The sequence below is a fragment of the Microbulbifer epialgicus genome (genome assembly GCF_041447265.1).
GTDB classification, from domain to species: Bacteria; Pseudomonadota; Gammaproteobacteria; order Pseudomonadales; family Cellvibrionaceae; genus Microbulbifer; species Microbulbifer epialgicus.
Window position 1 is genome coordinate 1 of the sequence record NZ_JBGMEK010000001.1, and the last position, 15531, is coordinate 15531.

The following is a 15531-nucleotide window of genomic DNA, read 5'->3' on the forward strand; positions in this document are numbered from 1 at the left end:
CACCAACCCTACTTTAGGGAGTGACCTTGGTTGATAGTAGCGACCACAGCCTTAAGGAGTGACCTTTAGTGCAGTCACCAACCCTACTTAAGGAGTGACCTTTAGTGCAGCCACCAATCCTACTTAAGGAGTGACCTTTAGTACGGGCACCAACCCTACTTTAGGGAGTGACCTTGGTTGATAGTAGCGACCACAGCCTTAAGGAGTGACCTTTAGTGCAGTCACCAACCCTACTTAAGGAGTGACCTTTAGTGCAGCCACCAATCCTACTTAAGGAGTGACCTTTAGTACGGGCACCAACCCTACTTTAGGGAGTGACCTTGGTTGATAGTAGCGACCACAGCCTTAAGGAGTGACCTTTAGTGCAGTCACCAATCCTACTTAGGGAGTGACCCTGGTTGATAGTAGCGACCACAGCCTTAAGGAGTGACCTTTAGCGTAGGTGGCAACCCTACTCTTAGCGACTTGTTGTGGTCAGAGTAAAAGTACTTCTATAGGGCAACTATTTATAAAAGATTTAAGGAGAGACCATTGCTACAGCTCAAAATGCAAACGATAAAATCTGTGCATATTACTGTGCTAATACTGTTAGCATTTTGTGAAGATACTGTTTATACGTATGTATAAGAATTATTTTTAGGTAGCGACCAAAGTGGCTGTTAAGTAGTGACCGTTTGACATTTTAAGTAGTGACTAAACCTTTTACAAGTAGTGACTATAGATTGGTTAAGTAGTGACTGTTTCTCTATTTACGGAGTGACTATTTATTTATAAGTAGCGACCATTAGATATAAAGTGTGACCATTCCAAATTTAAGTAGTGACTGTTTGTTATCCACAGTCTAACTCATTGTTTTTTAAGGGTTTTTTCTTTGTCGTATTATATATCTAACTAGTATCTATAAACTTTATATATTGGCTCTATTCAAAGACCTACTAAGGAAGATATTGGCCACAAAGTATTTTTTAATTTAAAAAAGAAAATAAGCACAAATTTTGATCAACTTCTAACGGAACAAGCATTCATATAACTAGAAATTACTTTGGTCACCCATAATTCCTTGAACTCTACGACTCTAATAGTTATTCTTTGGCAGAATAGTCACAGTTCTACCTTCGTTACTACTGGTGATAGAGGCTTTAAACATCAATAACTAGGTGAGCAATGCCAGCAAAAGCAAAATCAGGAGGGTCGGTCTATCGAGTTAGACAGCGCCACTTAGGCCAGCTGAAGCTTTATAGTGAACTCGAGTGCCTCACCAAGATAGAACGAAAGTTTCTGCTTGGATTAATTGAACTCTGCTCTACCCGTGAAGATACGATGGATCCGGAGACCTCTGCTATTGATGTCACTAGAACTGAACTTCAGGAATGGCTAAGTGAAAAGAGTATTGGTAGCGGCAATACCATCATCAAGAAACGATCTAATGCATTGACAGAAATCGGGCTTTTCAAAAAGGAAAAGTTCCAGAGACCTAAATGTAAACCAGCCGATTTGTTCATTCTTACTGATGCATCTGAAGTCATAGATGCACCAACTCAAGTCAAGCAATTTAAAGATCACCGCCCTCACCGGCTAAAATTGAAAGAAATCAAGACTCAGCTTATAGAGGCCGATTCACAAATTCTCGATACCTCTCAAATACGCCTTGCTCGATCCGAAAGACTTTGGAATGGAGTGTTTGGTTCGTGTATGCGTTCGTCGCGGACCGATCCTCGAAGAAATCAACACTTTTCCACTATTTATCGTTTTGGTAGTGACCAAATAGAAATTGTAACGTCGAGCCAGACTGACAGTGAAATTTGCCACGTTGATGACCAGCGTACTATCCGCGCAATAATCACTATGGTTTGCTTGCAAATTTCTGAACGAATGGATCTCAGCAAAGAGATAAAAAATGAGTTTTACATAGATATTGTTGATTTGTGCAGAATCATGGGGCTCGATGGTTCTGGTGCAAATCGTGATACCGTTCGAGACTCTATGAAGCGGTTATATAGTACAAATTTCAATGTACTTATTGATTCTGATAGTGAGACGGGGCACAAATTTGCTGCACAATTCGGAATTACTCCTGGTGCTGATGATTTAAACTTTCGCTTCCTTACAGAATTAGATTCATCGATTGATCGAGAATATGGGGGTGGATCTATCAGACGTCCTCGTTGGTATAGGATTGCGTTACATTCAAAAACCTTTCAAGACATTGCCGATGTAAATGTCATCTCAACTTTTATTGATAACAAAGATATCCTCACTGTTTCTTCTGGGTTGATCCATATTTTTTATACTTGGTGCTGCATTCATGTTAAGCGTCACGGGAATAGAAGCGTAAATATTACTCTTCCAGACCTCCAGCGGTATATGATCCCCAGCGCCCGCTATGATAATTTCAGAGATAGATTTCTGATGGCACTTAAAAATCATCAGGAAAAATCCAATGAACCCTGGAATAACGATGGGTTTAACATCATCAAGCTCTTCGGATATGTAGTAAAGATGGAGCCCGATATGGCTAATGAATTTATTTTCAACGCCTACCGAGATAAAAGTGATCCAATAATAGGTGACAAATCTATCCATAACCGATTGCTCAAATCCAATAAAAGGCAGGGCCAACTCGAACTCGATTAGATAGTAATAGTGACTGATGGGGCTGGCAAATAAAAATAACAGAAACCCCCAAAGCTGCTCCTTTTATACAGCACTACCCTCCCAACAAATAGCTAACTATGTTTCACATATGTCGACCTGCTACATATTTGTAGCGATATCTCCTGCCTTCTTTATTAAACATAAATAACTATAGTAACTTCCTTTCACTGTGTCTTTAATCTGTGGAGGGTATTTCATGTTGAATTGGGATAAAAATATCAGTGAAGATGTAACATCTAAAGGTTCTGATAAACCTGGGGCTCTTGAGCTGGCCAGAAAAAACCTAGACTCGTTGGATATTGAGCAGGGTATAAAAGAGCTTGAAATGGGTGCTGCCCGGATACAGGTTGATGATAAACGTATGATCAACTGCAGGGCAGACCTAAACCAGCTAGTTCCCTTCAAATACGACTGGGCCTGGCAAAAATATCTAGATGCCTGTGCAAACCATTGGATGCCTCAAGAAATTTCAATGGCAAGAGATATTACTCTATGGCGAGACTCCGGTGGACTATCAGATGATGAGCGATTGATTATTAAACGCAGCCTCGGTTACTTTTCCTCTGCAGATTCACTGGTTGCTAATAATCTTGTTTTAGCTATTTATCGCTTAATAACCAACCCTGAGTGTCGCCAATACCTACTCCGTCAAGCCTTTGAAGAGGCAATTCATACGCATGCCTATCAATATTGTGTTGAGTCACTTGGAATGGACGAAGGTGAAGTTTTCAATATGTATCGAGAGGTACCAGCAGTAGCGAAGAAAGCAGCTTGGAGTCTTTCCCATACAAAATCCATCAGCGACCCAAACTTTAAAACAGGCTCAAACGAAACTGATCAAGAACTTCTACGAAATCTTATAGCTTTTTATGTGGTGACTGAAGGAATCTTTTTCTACTGCGGCTTTAGCCAGATTCTTTCTATGGGCCGACGTAACAAAATGAGCGGGGTTGCTGAGCAGTTCCAATACATTCTTCGTGATGAATCAATGCATTTGAATTTCGGTATTGACATAATCAATCAAATAAAATTAGAAAACCCTCATCTTTGGACTGATAGCTTCCAAGAAGAAGTAATTCAAATGATTCTGGAAGGTATGGAGCTCGAAATAGAATATGCGAGAGACACTATGCCTCGTGGAATTCTTGGGATGAATGCTATGATGATGGAAGAATACCTTCAGTTCATAGCAAATCGTCGACTTAACCAATTAGGATTAAAAGAGCATTTCCCGGGTAAAAATAATCCATTTCCCTGGATGTCTGAAATGATAGATCTACGCAAAGACCGGAATTTTTTTGAAACACGTGTAATTGAGTATCAAACTGGAGGAGCATTACAGTGGTAATATATTGTGAATCACAATATTCCTCATATTTTTCGCTGTAGCTCTGGACCCAATTACATTATCTAGCTAACTAGCTAGCAGCAAATAAATTAAGCAGATCGACTAAACAATTAGGGCTAAAGACTAAACTACACCGTTTAGCCAATCTGCTTCTTGCCTTTAATGTGTAACATGTTACGCTTTAAATATTACATCGACACCCAATCATTTGCCATGGACACTACGAAAAATCTCATAGCAACTTTGCTTATTGCGCTCCGGAATTACCAAACAATGCTCGCCCTTGATCTTTTGCCTTCCTTTATAAAAGAATTGGCCACCAAGCTTGATATAGATGGTGAGTCAAAGCATGAGACCATTATTAAGGTTGAAGCTTTAGTTAAACTCTTTAACAAAAGGCTTTCTAGCAATCCAGGGGCCCAACCTTCCTTAAACGTCAATGGCGTACAAACTTTATTTATAGCCATTTCTGCTATACACCTGCACTATAGTCTGACTTCTGATCATGATCTAAACTATATTTCAGACGTCTGTGCTGAGTTAAGTATTACAAAACCAACCCATCAAAGTATTTCGCGAATTTTTCAGCGAATTTGTGAAGGAATGAAAATGAGTGAATATAATCGTCACCAACTTCAAGAGGCCTTTGCCAGAAATAGATCAACTCAAATTGAAGATTTACTCAGCCCTATCATGGTGCCCGCAAGGCCTATCTTTTATCATTATTGTTAACTTCATAAAGTTCTGCCGCATCATTATTATTAATCGGTAAAATATTTGTTAATTTTTTACCAATGATCTCCCTAATTTGCTCTTTGTGAAATCTCGATCTATTAAGAGCCTCAAGATCAACTCTATACAGATGAAGGAATGGTGCGGTTCTTCGATACTCTCTTAAAGAGCCATTCACTAATACTGGTAAAAACTGTGATCGCCGTAACTGATTATTAACCATTGCAAATCCTTGAGCCAAAGGTATTGGCCGTGACCTCATGAATCTCCCACGATGTTTGATAGGAATAGTCATCATGTGGTTATAATCCAAATTAAATAGCCATCCTGGGTGAATGTAGATACCTGTTGGTTTAATTGACTCTTCATTAACTCCTATGAATTTCTCAGTACCATAAATTTCCGGTAAGACAACCAATGTCTCAGATCTAACTCCAGTTACATTGATGGTATAAGTACCGTACAACTGGGATAGTCCAGGTGAATATACACACAGTCGGCATTCAAATTTCAGTACAAACTCCAATGCCATATGCTTCTTTTGGAAGTCGTCTATATCCCATATTAGATCCCTATTCTCCTGTAGATACCAACGTTTCCTTTCGGATGTTTCTTCCATTAAGAAAAGTCTCTTCCTAAATAAACATTTAGTGGATTAATCGTTGTAATTTATGTAAGTAGTTCGCTTTAGAAGCCACTCTACTACATGTTAATCAGGGCTTATTGATAGGCAATTAAAAAATTCACTTTTTGAAAGTTTCTAACAGAAATTCCCAAATACTTTTGAAGTACAAAGAAGTGTGATGATTTCCAGAGTAATTGACACTCATGCTTTATGCGTTACTTTCGATACATGAATCATTGATCATTGGTGCAAAGATTATGACCAGGACATATTTGGATAGAGCAAAAGATTGGATTGAGAAATCTGAAGATGTTGATGTTGAGAATATTGAAGCAACTATTCAACGTTTTGAGATTGAGATGAAAAAAAGTAATTCCGGTACATTTAAAAACGGATGCAGGTTTCTAGATCTAGGTATGACAATTGATTATCTGAAGGAACAACTGCATGAACTAGGTGCACTTCCTTGTGATCAAACAAGAAATAATAAATCAATTCAAAAAGATCCTGTACCTGATGAGCATGATTATAAATTTGATCCATCTTCACTTGTTGATATGAGTAAGGTCGAAACTGTAACACTTAGTGATCAGGAGCGGGAGACGGCACTTTCAAAAATCAAGCAACTGCCGGGAATCATCTCTGGAACAGATTTAACTGAAAAACGCAATTCAGCATAATTGCTTAAATAGTAGTGTGTTGTCTTAAAGATAGGCTTCGCGCAATACCGCTGCCTATATAAATCTGCATCATGCATTAATGCTGCACGTATGCCTTTTTTATGATGCGTTTTTTTCTTTTTCTTCTATTTTTTCGTGTTGAATAGTTGCCATGTACATATACTTGAGCCGTGTTTTTACGACAGATGTTTACTTTCCACCTAATTTGGCACTTTGCTCAGACGGAGTATGTTGCTGACAGTGGTGAGTTCAGCATAACAAGGGACGGAGGAAGTTATGGGCGTAGATGAAGGCCGGAATATCATAAATAATAATTTGGACATCAAAGATCGCCTTTCAAGCTGGAGGCGAGATACACAAAGCAACATAGAAACCTCTACCCAAAGGACCCTAGAAACACATGCGCAGGCCCTATCATCTCCCACTCGTTCCTTGAGTTCTCATGATCAATTAGAAGTTGAAATGAGAAAGATCATGCAGACAGCTGTCGATAAAGCTGATGAGATGAAAAAGTTTAATGTGAATCAGGATGAAATACGTAAAGCTATTCTCCCGGCGATTCAAGATCTGAAATCTCCATATCCATCGGGTTCTCCCGAAACAGCAAAATTTGAAGCACTACAAAAATCTATCTCTGACCGAGTCGATGCCGAGATAGTTGGCGTAAACTCAATTCATAGACGCAATATGCGGACATAATTTTCTCAAAACCATAATGAATGGAGGCAGTATGTTGATACTTACAAGACGTATAGGTGAAACTTTAATGATTGGTGATGATATCACTGTGTCAGTAGCGGGGGTTCAAGGAAATCAAGTTCGCTTAGCCATCGATGCTCCGAGGTCTGTTCCAGTGCATCGTGAGGAGATCTATAAAAAAATTATTAATGGTCGCCAGCAAGGAACTCCTGAGCCTGAAACTTCACAGAGTACCGCTGCATAATAAATTAAATGTAGAGTTTTACCTGGGAAGGCGTCGCTGCCTTCTCAGGTAAAAATTTCATTAAGTGGGATTTTGGGGTTCTATAGTTTCTAGCAAATTTGCTAAGTGATTTACTCCAGATACGTTGGTCTCATTCTCATACAGGAGATCAGCAATGAGCAACCAAAATCAAGATGTAACTTTTTATCATACCGTAGGAATCCCCGAAATCACCCCCTTACCAATGGGGGCTCCAGTTAAATTCTTTGCCCCTATAATTGATGTTGCAATTCAACGTGGAATCATAAGGTTAAAACACCATATTCAAATTAACCCTAAATCAGAAGAGTGGATCTCATTCGGATGGATGGACGGCGGATTAAGTTCTCCATTTGTTGGTAGCGTGATAGGCGCATTTCGGAAGAGATGTGAGATGGTTGATTATGCACCTGCTCGAGAACAATATTTTCAACCTGAATTTTCCATTCAATTTAGCTGGGATTGGGAGAGAATTGCGGATTTAGCAAAAGAGACATTGATTCAAGGGTACGACATTAGTTACCAGGAGAAAAAGGTGGAGCTCCTGAAGAATGTTAAGGCATTAAATATTAACCCTGAGATGTAATCTCAGCTAGTCCTCTGGTGATATTACATGAATATAGAGAACCTAATTGCAGATATTATCAATTACTATCAAGAAGATAACATGAGGGTAATTGGTTTGATTACTTGGTTAATAGCCTGGCGTGCAGCATACCTTCTATCAAAAAGTCCAGTTCATGCATTTAAGGCACACATTCTTTACACGTTGTCAAATATCTGCTTACTAATTTTCAATCTCTACTATGAACACTTTGAAATGTCTTTGATGGCTCTAACTTTCCTTTTTACATCTTTAAAAGGTTGCTACACATACCGCTCAGAAAGTAAAGAGGAATTGCTAGCGAATACAAATTTATAAACTAGTAACGCCCAGACACCCAGATTAGGTTTATCCACAATTATTGTGGAAAACCTTGTGAATTAGGTTTGATCTGTTTGGAGTTCATTAGCTTTACGTAACTGAATGTTTTTTAACCACAATCTTGTTGTAGTCGGATAGGTATTTAGAAATAAGAGAGGCTGTTTTAGTGAAGACAAATAGAATTCATTTCTGGGGTTCAATTTCGATACCCTCAGGCCTAAGCAGTATTAGAGTAAATGCTGTTGGACTTGAAATTAACAAATCAGAATGCGGTGAACATCTAAAGCTTCACATAGTAACCGATCAAGGTAATGTTCTACCTGGAGGGATATTGATTCCCTTGAACGGAAATTTCATATGCGAATGCTGTGAAGCTTTATTGACCCATACTCAGGATACTTCAAGTATAGATGTTTGGGATTCTATTTCAATTCCCTCAAATGGTAATGAGGTAACCTCCGATAAACTAGAAATTATCCAGTCTGAGTGTGGTAAATATTTAAATCTTCGAGTAGTTAGTGATAAAGGTAATGTTCTACCTGGAGGAATATCGATTCCCTCAGAAAGCAATTCGATACGTGAATGTTGTGAAGCTCTGCTAGCTCACACTCAGGATGATGCGGACATAGATATAAAATCTACAAGCCAGCACTCTAGAATTAGAACAGAAGCGACCGAAACACTCTTAAGATAAGGACTGGAATATGATTACAGGAGAAGTTAAGCGATATAACGATTCACGGAAATTTGGTTTTATTCGCAATGGAAGTGGGCCCGACATTTACGTTCATGCTGCTGAATTAAGGAATTGCAAGTTTTTAAAAAGTGGTGTTCGTGTTCGCTTTGAAGTAGAAGCTACTGACAAAGGGCTTGAAGCAAAAAATGTAAACTTGATTCGGCGTTCTCGCAATAATTCTATTCAAGATCAACACTTTGCTCACTGTTCCTAGGTTTAAGATCCTGGATCCGTTTTTGTCTTTTCTATCGCGACTCCTATCGGAGTCGCTCTCATCAAGTGGCCTCTTATAGGAAGCTTCAAGCCAGTTTGGATGTTCCATATATTTGGTTACGTTGACTGCCTGTTCCAACAACAGTCAACGAGGTCTTTTAATGGTTCAGGAGTTAATAACAGGCACTACTTTGCCTAGTATCTTCCGGCAAGTTTCGCTAGTTCCATGTAACAACACAGTTTCTTATCGCCTTTTAATTGGTAATGTTTGTTTAGAGGTCCGCAACTTAGATTTAGCTTCCTATGCAACTTTCTCTATTCCGGAGAAAGAGCATGAATATCGAATTTCAATGTTTGATATCACTAGTCCATATAATGAAAATAAGTTGTCGACGCTAAGAATCCTAATTATGGCTGCTTATTGTATCTACTGTAAATTGAATGTCGACTCTGACCTTGAATTTCAAATTGTAGATGACGAGTGCCTTGAACTCGAACATTTCACACGAGACATAGCTTCCTCTATTCCCGATTCTATTCTTGAGGAAGAATTGGTTATAGACGATGAAGAGGGGAAAGCGTCTGGCATCTACTATTTTGTACTAGCAGAAGAGGTAGAGAAAAATAACACTAGCTATTGCTTTATTGAGTTGGGCCTAGATATGCCTGGCTACTGTGACGATAATTATGATGCCGCAGTAAGCCTATTTGTACTTCCCAACTTGGATGAAAATTCTAAGCGTAAATTGATAGGGCAGAGGCGAAAATCATATGTTGATCGTTATCTGTTCAATATAGATTACCTCTTTACAAATTTTAAGACAGAAACTTTTTCTCTCTTTGGCGACCAATTTTCAAAAGCTTGCATGCAGTCGGTATCAGAATTCTTAGCTGAATCTGCCCAAGAGTGGTGCTACTTAGCGACTAAGAATGCTCTCAGAAGTTTGTGTCCATCTCTTGTTGAAATACAAATTGAAACAGATTCATCATATGACGATGGTGGAAATTATTTTACTTACTTATCCGTGGTTACATTCATTTCGAGAATTAATGAATACCCGTACCATTATAGCTCTGAGGGCTTTTTAGCTGACAGTGATTTACTGAATGATAAAGGTGAATTTGGAGGTGAGGAATTTGAGAATTTATCTGAGATTCTTGGTACTGACTTCGTTACTAACCAGGTTTTCAAACTAGTGGAATCACTCACTAGGTTAATGATGTATAACGGCATACATTCGGAATTATTTAATATTGGTATTAATGAGGACATAGAATGAAACTACATGCTGCGACAGCTATGTTCCCTGGAGACAGCTATGATTCGGCTCTATCGAAGTTGGCGTCAAATAAAGTCATCGATGCTGGACAGTCGGTATCAATTGCACACGTACAACTATGCCCTCAAAACCATGGAAAATTGTCCATCGAGGGCCTTAATCTCTTAAAGACGCGTTTTAACGATAGTCAGTTTCGCTTACATGCTACCTGTAGGCTCTCGGTCAATGGTTACCGGCGTTATGATGCCTCTACGCCTTTTGAGGCAAGCCGGTCCTATTTTCAAGAGATGTCTGAATTGTCGAAGTTTGTTAATGCTCCTGCTTACTCTCTACACTCAGGGCGAAGAAGTGAAAGCACTCTTGAAAGCATGATTAGTAATGTATTTTATATCCAGGACCTATTTGACTGTCCAGTTGCAGTTGAAGGGCTTTATCCTGCGAAAGGGAATAGGCTTCTAGTATCCACCTGGGAAGAGTATAAAAAACTCATGCTTTCTGGTGTCTTTTATGCTTTGGATATGAGTCATCTAAATATAGTTGCTACAAAGGAAAGATATTGGGATCTTGAGCTTCTCGTAGAGCTATTGTCCCACCCACATTGTATTGAGGTACATATCAGCGGTAATAATGGATATGCAGATAAGCATGAGCCCATTTTTGTAGAAACTTTACCGGCTTGGTGGCAGTTCATGGATCACGTAGGACCTAATGCAGTTATTTTCACTGAGAGTAATCAATACATGTATTCTAAAAAGGGAGTAGGACAATGATAACCTTAAAGGTCGAAGCTAAAGCCCTATCTAATGAACTGCACTTTTTGGACAAAGATGTGGCTGGAACTTATTCTGTTTCAGTACCTGATGATATAGATGGGCAATCTCTTGCTAATGTTGCTTTAGATATTTTCCACACTTCTATTTCTGTTAAATGTTTAGAAGATTTCTCTTTTCAAGTAAGTGATCTAGATGGAAATCGCATACAGTGCCATGACGGAGATGGGGGCTACTCCTATTCTGGAGAGGGGACTGTAATACCTGATAGGTAAGTTGCTATTTGGGCAGGGTTCCCTGCCCTATTTGTAAGTTCCACTTCTTTTACTTCAAATACGGCACCTATCGCGGCCCCTATCGGGCCCACTCTCATAAAGTGGTCTATGCCCGTTCCCAGCTAAATCACTTCTAATAGCAAGTTGCTTTACGTTCATAAGCTCATTTAGCAAGTAAGAGAAATTGATAATGAAGTATCAATTTACAGTTTCAGCAGAAGGTATAAAGCGTACATTGGCGGATACTTTCACCAGCGACATAACCTTTCTCACCGAGCTTTGTCAAAATGCTCAGAGAGCTGGTGCTTCTCAGGTCAGTATAGATTATCTCGAATCGGAAAGGATCTTGATTATTACCGATAATGGGGTTGGTTTCTCAGAAACTGGCTGGGAGTCATTCTTTACTGTCGGCCAAAGTGGATGGGGTAAAGAGGTAATACAAACGCAAAATCCTTTTGGTATTGGCTGTGCAGCATGCCTTTATTCTGCTTCAGAGATTTGTATTAGGTCCGGCGAATATCAAGTGCACTTTTTTACGGAAGCTCTACTTGGGGGTGATGATGTAGAGCGGGAAAAACTGGATGATGAAATCACTGGTTCCATCATCATGCTTAAACTAAAAGCAGAGATCAATATTGATCAGATACTTCACTCAGTAAAATCTACTTTTGAGGCTTTCTCCATTCCAATCATTCTAAACAATGAGATTATCTCAAGACCTCTAGCATTAGATTCTGATAGAAATTTCATTGAAACTGAGCTTGGTCATCTTACATTAGTAAAGCCGGATTTAAATGATTCTGTTAGTCGATCATCTATAAGGGGTTTCAACGTAGGTTATATTTTACAAGGTTTTAAGCTGAAGGATTCAGCCAGTATTCCTAATGCATGGATACATTTAAGACCTGAAAAATATAGAGCCCGTGTCCCCGATAGGGATTGTCTAGTTGGGGATGTCTCATCTATTCAAAAGAGAGCTAAGGAGATCCTAAAGGAAGTTTACCGACAACAACTTGAAGATAAGCATAAACAGGTCGGACTCGATGAATTTTCTAAGCATCATTGGTTTGAAGCAAATGCTTTTGCTCCCGAGCTTATTGAGAAGGCACCGGCTCCAAGCTTTTTATTCTTTACACCTGGGACTATACCTTTTGAGGGCTATGACGATAAGTTTAGTAATGGCGAAGTCTATAACGGGAATTCAATAGAGCTTTATACACCTAAAGATTTTTTGGATAGATATGTATTTGAATTGAACTCAGAGTGTGTTTTTGATGAGTATGACGCTGATTCTTTCATATTTGGTAATTATGCCCATTTGCTCAGTGATCTATATCTCGATCCTCGCGATATACCTTTCAATCATTGGTTACAAGATAAATTAGTTAAATGGAATAATAATGATGAGATCGGCTCAACATTATTACCTAAAGGTGATGTAAGAGAATTTACAGTATCAACAGCAGGTTTTTTTAATAAGCAAGTAGTTCTTTGTGACAGTTATGAACTCACGGTAGATGGGCTAACGAATAAAAATGGTGAGCCAGTTAATCTAGGTTCTGTCACCTCTGAGACAGTAGCTATTAGTTTTGCAAGTGCTATCTATATACCTTCGAAATGCACGTCAATTGAATCTGTCTGTCGCCAAACAGTTAATGTAAACAAAGGTCATTGGGAGTTTGAGGTGGATGAAGAATACCTCTCACAAATAGTAAAAGAACTATGGTCCGTCACTCATATTAAACGAGGGGGGAGTATTAGCGATCTACTACTAAATATTATTAGCGAGCATGATGCAGAAATTAAGGTGCTCGCCAATGAGTTAGAAAACAAGGAATACCACATAACTTTTACTCCTGACGCTTCAATGGAGATAACAGAAATTTTTCATTAGGTCTATTTATCGGCTGGAGGTTTATCTCCAGCCTCCTTTCAGCTGCTCCGCCGCAGATTGCCTATCGGCAATTTTTAATTGGGTTAATTGGGTGGAATATTACGCATTTCCTTTCTTTCATGCTTATTTCTCTTGCTTTGGTATGTTGTTTCAAATTAATTAGAGGTGAGTATTTATGACCCATATTGAACTGTGTTTACTGAATCAGTATTTAATAAATTACTGTCGATATGAAATGGAGCCGGTACTGCGTTGCATTAGAGATGAAAGCTGGAGTTTGTTCTTTCAGAAGTGTGATGTTGGTTTCCCTTTTTTAGAATTTCATGCTGTTGTTGTAGAAGGAGGGGAAGTCTCTGAGATGCCTTTTAATAAATGGCTGGGTTATCTGCAGAGCATTGACTGTGTGAAAATTGATTTACGTCACTCTAGTGATACATAGCTATATGCAAAAGAACTTTTGAAAAGATGTGAGAGGTCGATTAATGGTGAAGCGTCGAATTTTAATCGTCTATTTTCACGGGATACATAACGCCTAATTTCTATTTAGTGGGTGGTGGAGGTATTTGACAGTGAAGCGCAACATGTTACGCTTTTAAACGTGTGGGAGACCACCGTACCGGAAGGGTGTTAAAGGTTCTTGTTTTTATGAATCAAACGAATTTTAGTTCGCGATTCTGTATTGCTGCTCCTTTGCGTACCAAAAGTCTCCCACCTTTTAGTTTGTCTGTGGTTCATCGTTCATTTTGTGTGGTCCTTTTAAATACTCTTTTCTGGAAGAGTTACAACAATTAAGTGGAGACTATGATGAATTCTGAATCTTTTTATTTAGAGTGCTTTGAGATACTTCGTACAGGTAAACCTGCGGTAGTGGTTGAGGTGGCGGAATTAATTGCTGCCGGCGTTCCACCAGTTCAGGTTCCAGAACGTATTCCAAAAAAAATGTTACAGAACAACCCTACCTCAATGCCACTTCTTATTGAGAATGCGGCCTGTTACTTGAGATCAGTTGTGCCAATAGTATCTGGGACGGTAGCTCATCTCCTACATTGAAATTACTTTGGGAAAAATATATGGCCTCACGAGAACTTAGTCTTAGTTATAGCCCCTCAAATCGAGCAAAAGTAAAGACGTACTTGCAATTAGTTCTAGGGGCTGTGCCTGACGATGCAATGGTTGATAGATTTTTAGGGAATATCCATGTCTTAGATCGACTTTTTCGTGAAATTACTTTTGCCGAGAAATCAAAGTTAATTGAAATGGAAACTGCCTACCATTCAATAGTTGAAGGTGGTGAGCACACCCAACGCGCATCTTAATTGCGGGTTATATGGCTGTATCATTAAATATCATTTTTTTTGTAGCGTATTTGGAGACCTTACCGCTTACTTGTAAAGAACTACCTAATAATCACATCTTGCATGGGGAGTAAGGAGTTATGAATTCGGTGATTCGAAAAGAGGTTGAGCTGGAAGTTCCTAAAAGCCAAATTGTCAAAGAAATTCATTTTTCATTTGCGCATTTGCATCCTGATGACTCTGATATTTTGAAAGAAATATGCTTATTTAATTCTGGCCCAAGTCTTGTTCAGGTTGTCCCTATAACGGTTTCTCCATGGCCTGGAGGTTGGAAAGTGGAGCTTTCAGCCGATGCTAAATGTATTTTTTTACAAGGTGGTTTTTTTACAAAGCATTTTATACGTCTTTGCGATGTAGCCTTTAACTATGATTGCAGCAGAATACTTTTTCTAAAGAGTGTTGCACCAATCCCACATCTCCAGATATTTGAACATGAATACTGATGAATGGGTTATCGCTTTAAATTTGTGGCAATTTGGATTCTGCTATCTGGACATCATGGACCCATTTAAAGCAATTTCTTCCTTGGTTTCTAAGTAGCTTAAGACTTTCTCGTTGATTTGACGTTTATGCATGTTGCATTACTTTGTCATTTAAAGGGGGATCAAACGGTTTATATGTAGAACTTTTAAGTTCGCTGATATAGATCGTTAATTCCCACTATATGTTTTTGCAGGTGGGGAACCACCGTACTCATGGAGAGGGATTGTGGCTTCAAAATTAGTTTGTGACCGGAGACGGGCATCGGTTGAGAATATAGCATTTATTATTACAAATCGACTTGTTGTGAATGGGCCTACGGTTAAGTCTTGGGAAGAAGCTGAAACGAATGAAGGAGCAGCTTTTTATAGACCCGTTGTAGAACAACCCTTTCTGGATTTTGTGACCGTTCGTCCACATCTTAATCCTAGAACTTACAAAATATCAGTCGAGGCTTTGGGGATTTCTGTCACCTTGTTTTTACAGGATTTTCTTAAAACTGATAGCCGGTTTCGTGATTTCTCGGATGGCTTTGAGGCACTTTACAGTTCGGCCTTAGCCCATCCAGAAATGGAGCCGATATTAGCAACTATGTCATAAGG

General features: G+C 39.0%; 19 protein-coding genes. 18 read left to right on the forward strand and 1 reads right to left on the reverse strand.

The genetic code is table 11. From position 1 onward, the window contains the following. The first annotated feature begins 1164 nt into the window (after positions 1 to 1164). The 3 genes from ACCI49_RS00005 to ACCI49_RS00015 all read left to right on the forward strand — a co-directional run bounded on the left by ACCI49_RS00005 (position 1165) and on the right by ACCI49_RS00015 (position 4735). Positions 1165 to 2634: a replication initiator protein RctB domain-containing protein gene (locus ACCI49_RS00005; RefSeq protein WP_371836904.1), complete on the forward strand. Its 1470-nt coding sequence runs from the start codon at positions 1165 to 1167 to the stop codon at positions 2632 to 2634. Positions 2635 to 2851: 217 nt separating this feature from the next. Beyond that, positions 2852 to 4003 carry a ribonucleotide-diphosphate reductase subunit beta gene (locus ACCI49_RS00010; RefSeq protein ID WP_371836905.1) on the forward strand — a complete coding sequence of 384 codons (1152 nt, stop codon included), beginning with the start codon at positions 2852 to 2854 and terminating at the stop codon, positions 4001 to 4003. A gap of 273 nt (positions 4004 to 4276) precedes the next feature. Further along, positions 4277 to 4735: a hypothetical protein gene (locus tag ACCI49_RS00015; RefSeq protein WP_371836906.1), complete on the forward strand. Its 459-nt coding sequence runs from the start codon at positions 4277 to 4279 to the stop codon at positions 4733 to 4735. Here ACCI49_RS00015 and ACCI49_RS00020 read toward each other — a convergent pair. After that, entirely contained in the window at positions 4713 to 5354 is a 642-nt protein-coding gene (locus tag ACCI49_RS00020) for a hypothetical protein (RefSeq protein ID WP_371836907.1), read from the reverse strand. The genes ACCI49_RS00015 and ACCI49_RS00020 overlap by 23 nt on opposite strands. A 278-nt stretch (positions 5355 to 5632) precedes the next feature. Between ACCI49_RS00020 and ACCI49_RS00025 the strand changes: the two genes are divergently transcribed. From ACCI49_RS00025 to ACCI49_RS00095, 15 genes are all read left to right on the forward strand, one after another. Beyond that, positions 5633 to 6040 carry a hypothetical protein gene (locus ACCI49_RS00025; protein WP_371836908.1) on the forward strand — a complete coding sequence of 136 codons (408 nt, stop codon included), beginning with the start codon at positions 5633 to 5635 and terminating at the stop codon, positions 6038 to 6040. A 276-nt stretch (positions 6041 to 6316) separates the two neighbouring features. Beyond that, on the forward strand, positions 6317 to 6739 hold the full coding sequence (locus ACCI49_RS00030) for a hypothetical protein (protein WP_371836909.1): 423 nt from the start codon (positions 6317 to 6319) through the stop codon (positions 6737 to 6739). A gap of 31 nt (positions 6740 to 6770) precedes the next feature. Continuing rightward, the gene (gene csrA / locus ACCI49_RS00035; RefSeq protein ID WP_371836910.1) at positions 6771 to 6983 is read left to right on the forward strand and encodes a carbon storage regulator CsrA; all 213 of its coding nucleotides are present in this window, start codon (positions 6771 to 6773) and stop codon (positions 6981 to 6983) included. A gap of 154 nt (positions 6984 to 7137) precedes the next feature. Then, entirely contained in the window at positions 7138 to 7587 is a 450-nt protein-coding gene (locus ACCI49_RS00040) for a hypothetical protein (RefSeq protein ID WP_371836911.1), read from the forward strand. A 505-nt stretch (positions 7588 to 8092) separates the two neighbouring features. After that, positions 8093 to 8620 carry a hypothetical protein gene (locus ACCI49_RS00045; RefSeq protein ID WP_371836912.1) on the forward strand — a complete coding sequence of 176 codons (528 nt, stop codon included), beginning with the start codon at positions 8093 to 8095 and terminating at the stop codon, positions 8618 to 8620. 10 nt (positions 8621 to 8630) lie between these two features. Then, on the forward strand, positions 8631 to 8876 hold the full coding sequence (locus ACCI49_RS00050) for a cold-shock protein (protein ID WP_371836913.1): 246 nt from the start codon (positions 8631 to 8633) through the stop codon (positions 8874 to 8876). Between the two features lie 160 nt (positions 8877 to 9036). Next, complete coding sequence (locus ACCI49_RS00055) at positions 9037 to 10155, forward strand: hypothetical protein (protein WP_371836914.1); 1119 nt, start codon at positions 9037 to 9039, stop codon at positions 10153 to 10155. Continuing rightward, positions 10152 to 10925, forward strand: a complete 774-nt coding sequence (locus ACCI49_RS00060) for a hypothetical protein (RefSeq protein ID WP_371836915.1) — start codon at positions 10152 to 10154, stop codon at positions 10923 to 10925. The genes ACCI49_RS00055 and ACCI49_RS00060 overlap by 4 nt, the downstream gene beginning before the upstream one ends. Further along, the gene (locus tag ACCI49_RS00065; protein ID WP_371836916.1) at positions 10922 to 11200 is read left to right on the forward strand and encodes a hypothetical protein; all 279 of its coding nucleotides are present in this window, start codon (positions 10922 to 10924) and stop codon (positions 11198 to 11200) included. Before ACCI49_RS00060 ends, ACCI49_RS00065 begins: the two co-directional genes overlap by 4 nt. Before the next feature lie 190 nt (positions 11201 to 11390). Continuing rightward, a complete protein-coding gene (locus tag ACCI49_RS00070) occupies positions 11391 to 13094 on the forward strand; it encodes a hypothetical protein (protein WP_371836917.1) in 1704 nt (567 codons plus the stop codon). A gap of 175 nt (positions 13095 to 13269) precedes the next feature. Continuing rightward, complete coding sequence (locus ACCI49_RS00075) at positions 13270 to 13533, forward strand: hypothetical protein (RefSeq protein WP_371836918.1); 264 nt, start codon at positions 13270 to 13272, stop codon at positions 13531 to 13533. 365 nt (positions 13534 to 13898) lie between these two features. After that, positions 13899 to 14144, forward strand: a complete 246-nt coding sequence (locus ACCI49_RS00080; RefSeq protein ID WP_371836919.1) for a hypothetical protein — start codon at positions 13899 to 13901, stop codon at positions 14142 to 14144. A gap of 20 nt (positions 14145 to 14164) precedes the next feature. Then, on the forward strand, positions 14165 to 14410 hold the full coding sequence (locus ACCI49_RS00085) for a hypothetical protein (protein WP_371836920.1): 246 nt from the start codon (positions 14165 to 14167) through the stop codon (positions 14408 to 14410). Between the two features lie 119 nt (positions 14411 to 14529). Then, positions 14530 to 14892, forward strand: coding sequence for a hypothetical protein (locus tag ACCI49_RS00090; RefSeq protein ID WP_371836921.1), 363 nt, complete (start codon positions 14530 to 14532; stop codon positions 14890 to 14892). 265 nt (positions 14893 to 15157) lie between these two features. Continuing rightward, positions 15158 to 15529 carry an antirestriction protein gene (locus ACCI49_RS00095; protein WP_371836922.1) on the forward strand — a complete coding sequence of 124 codons (372 nt, stop codon included), beginning with the start codon at positions 15158 to 15160 and terminating at the stop codon, positions 15527 to 15529. Positions 15530 to 15531: the final 2 nt, after the last annotated feature.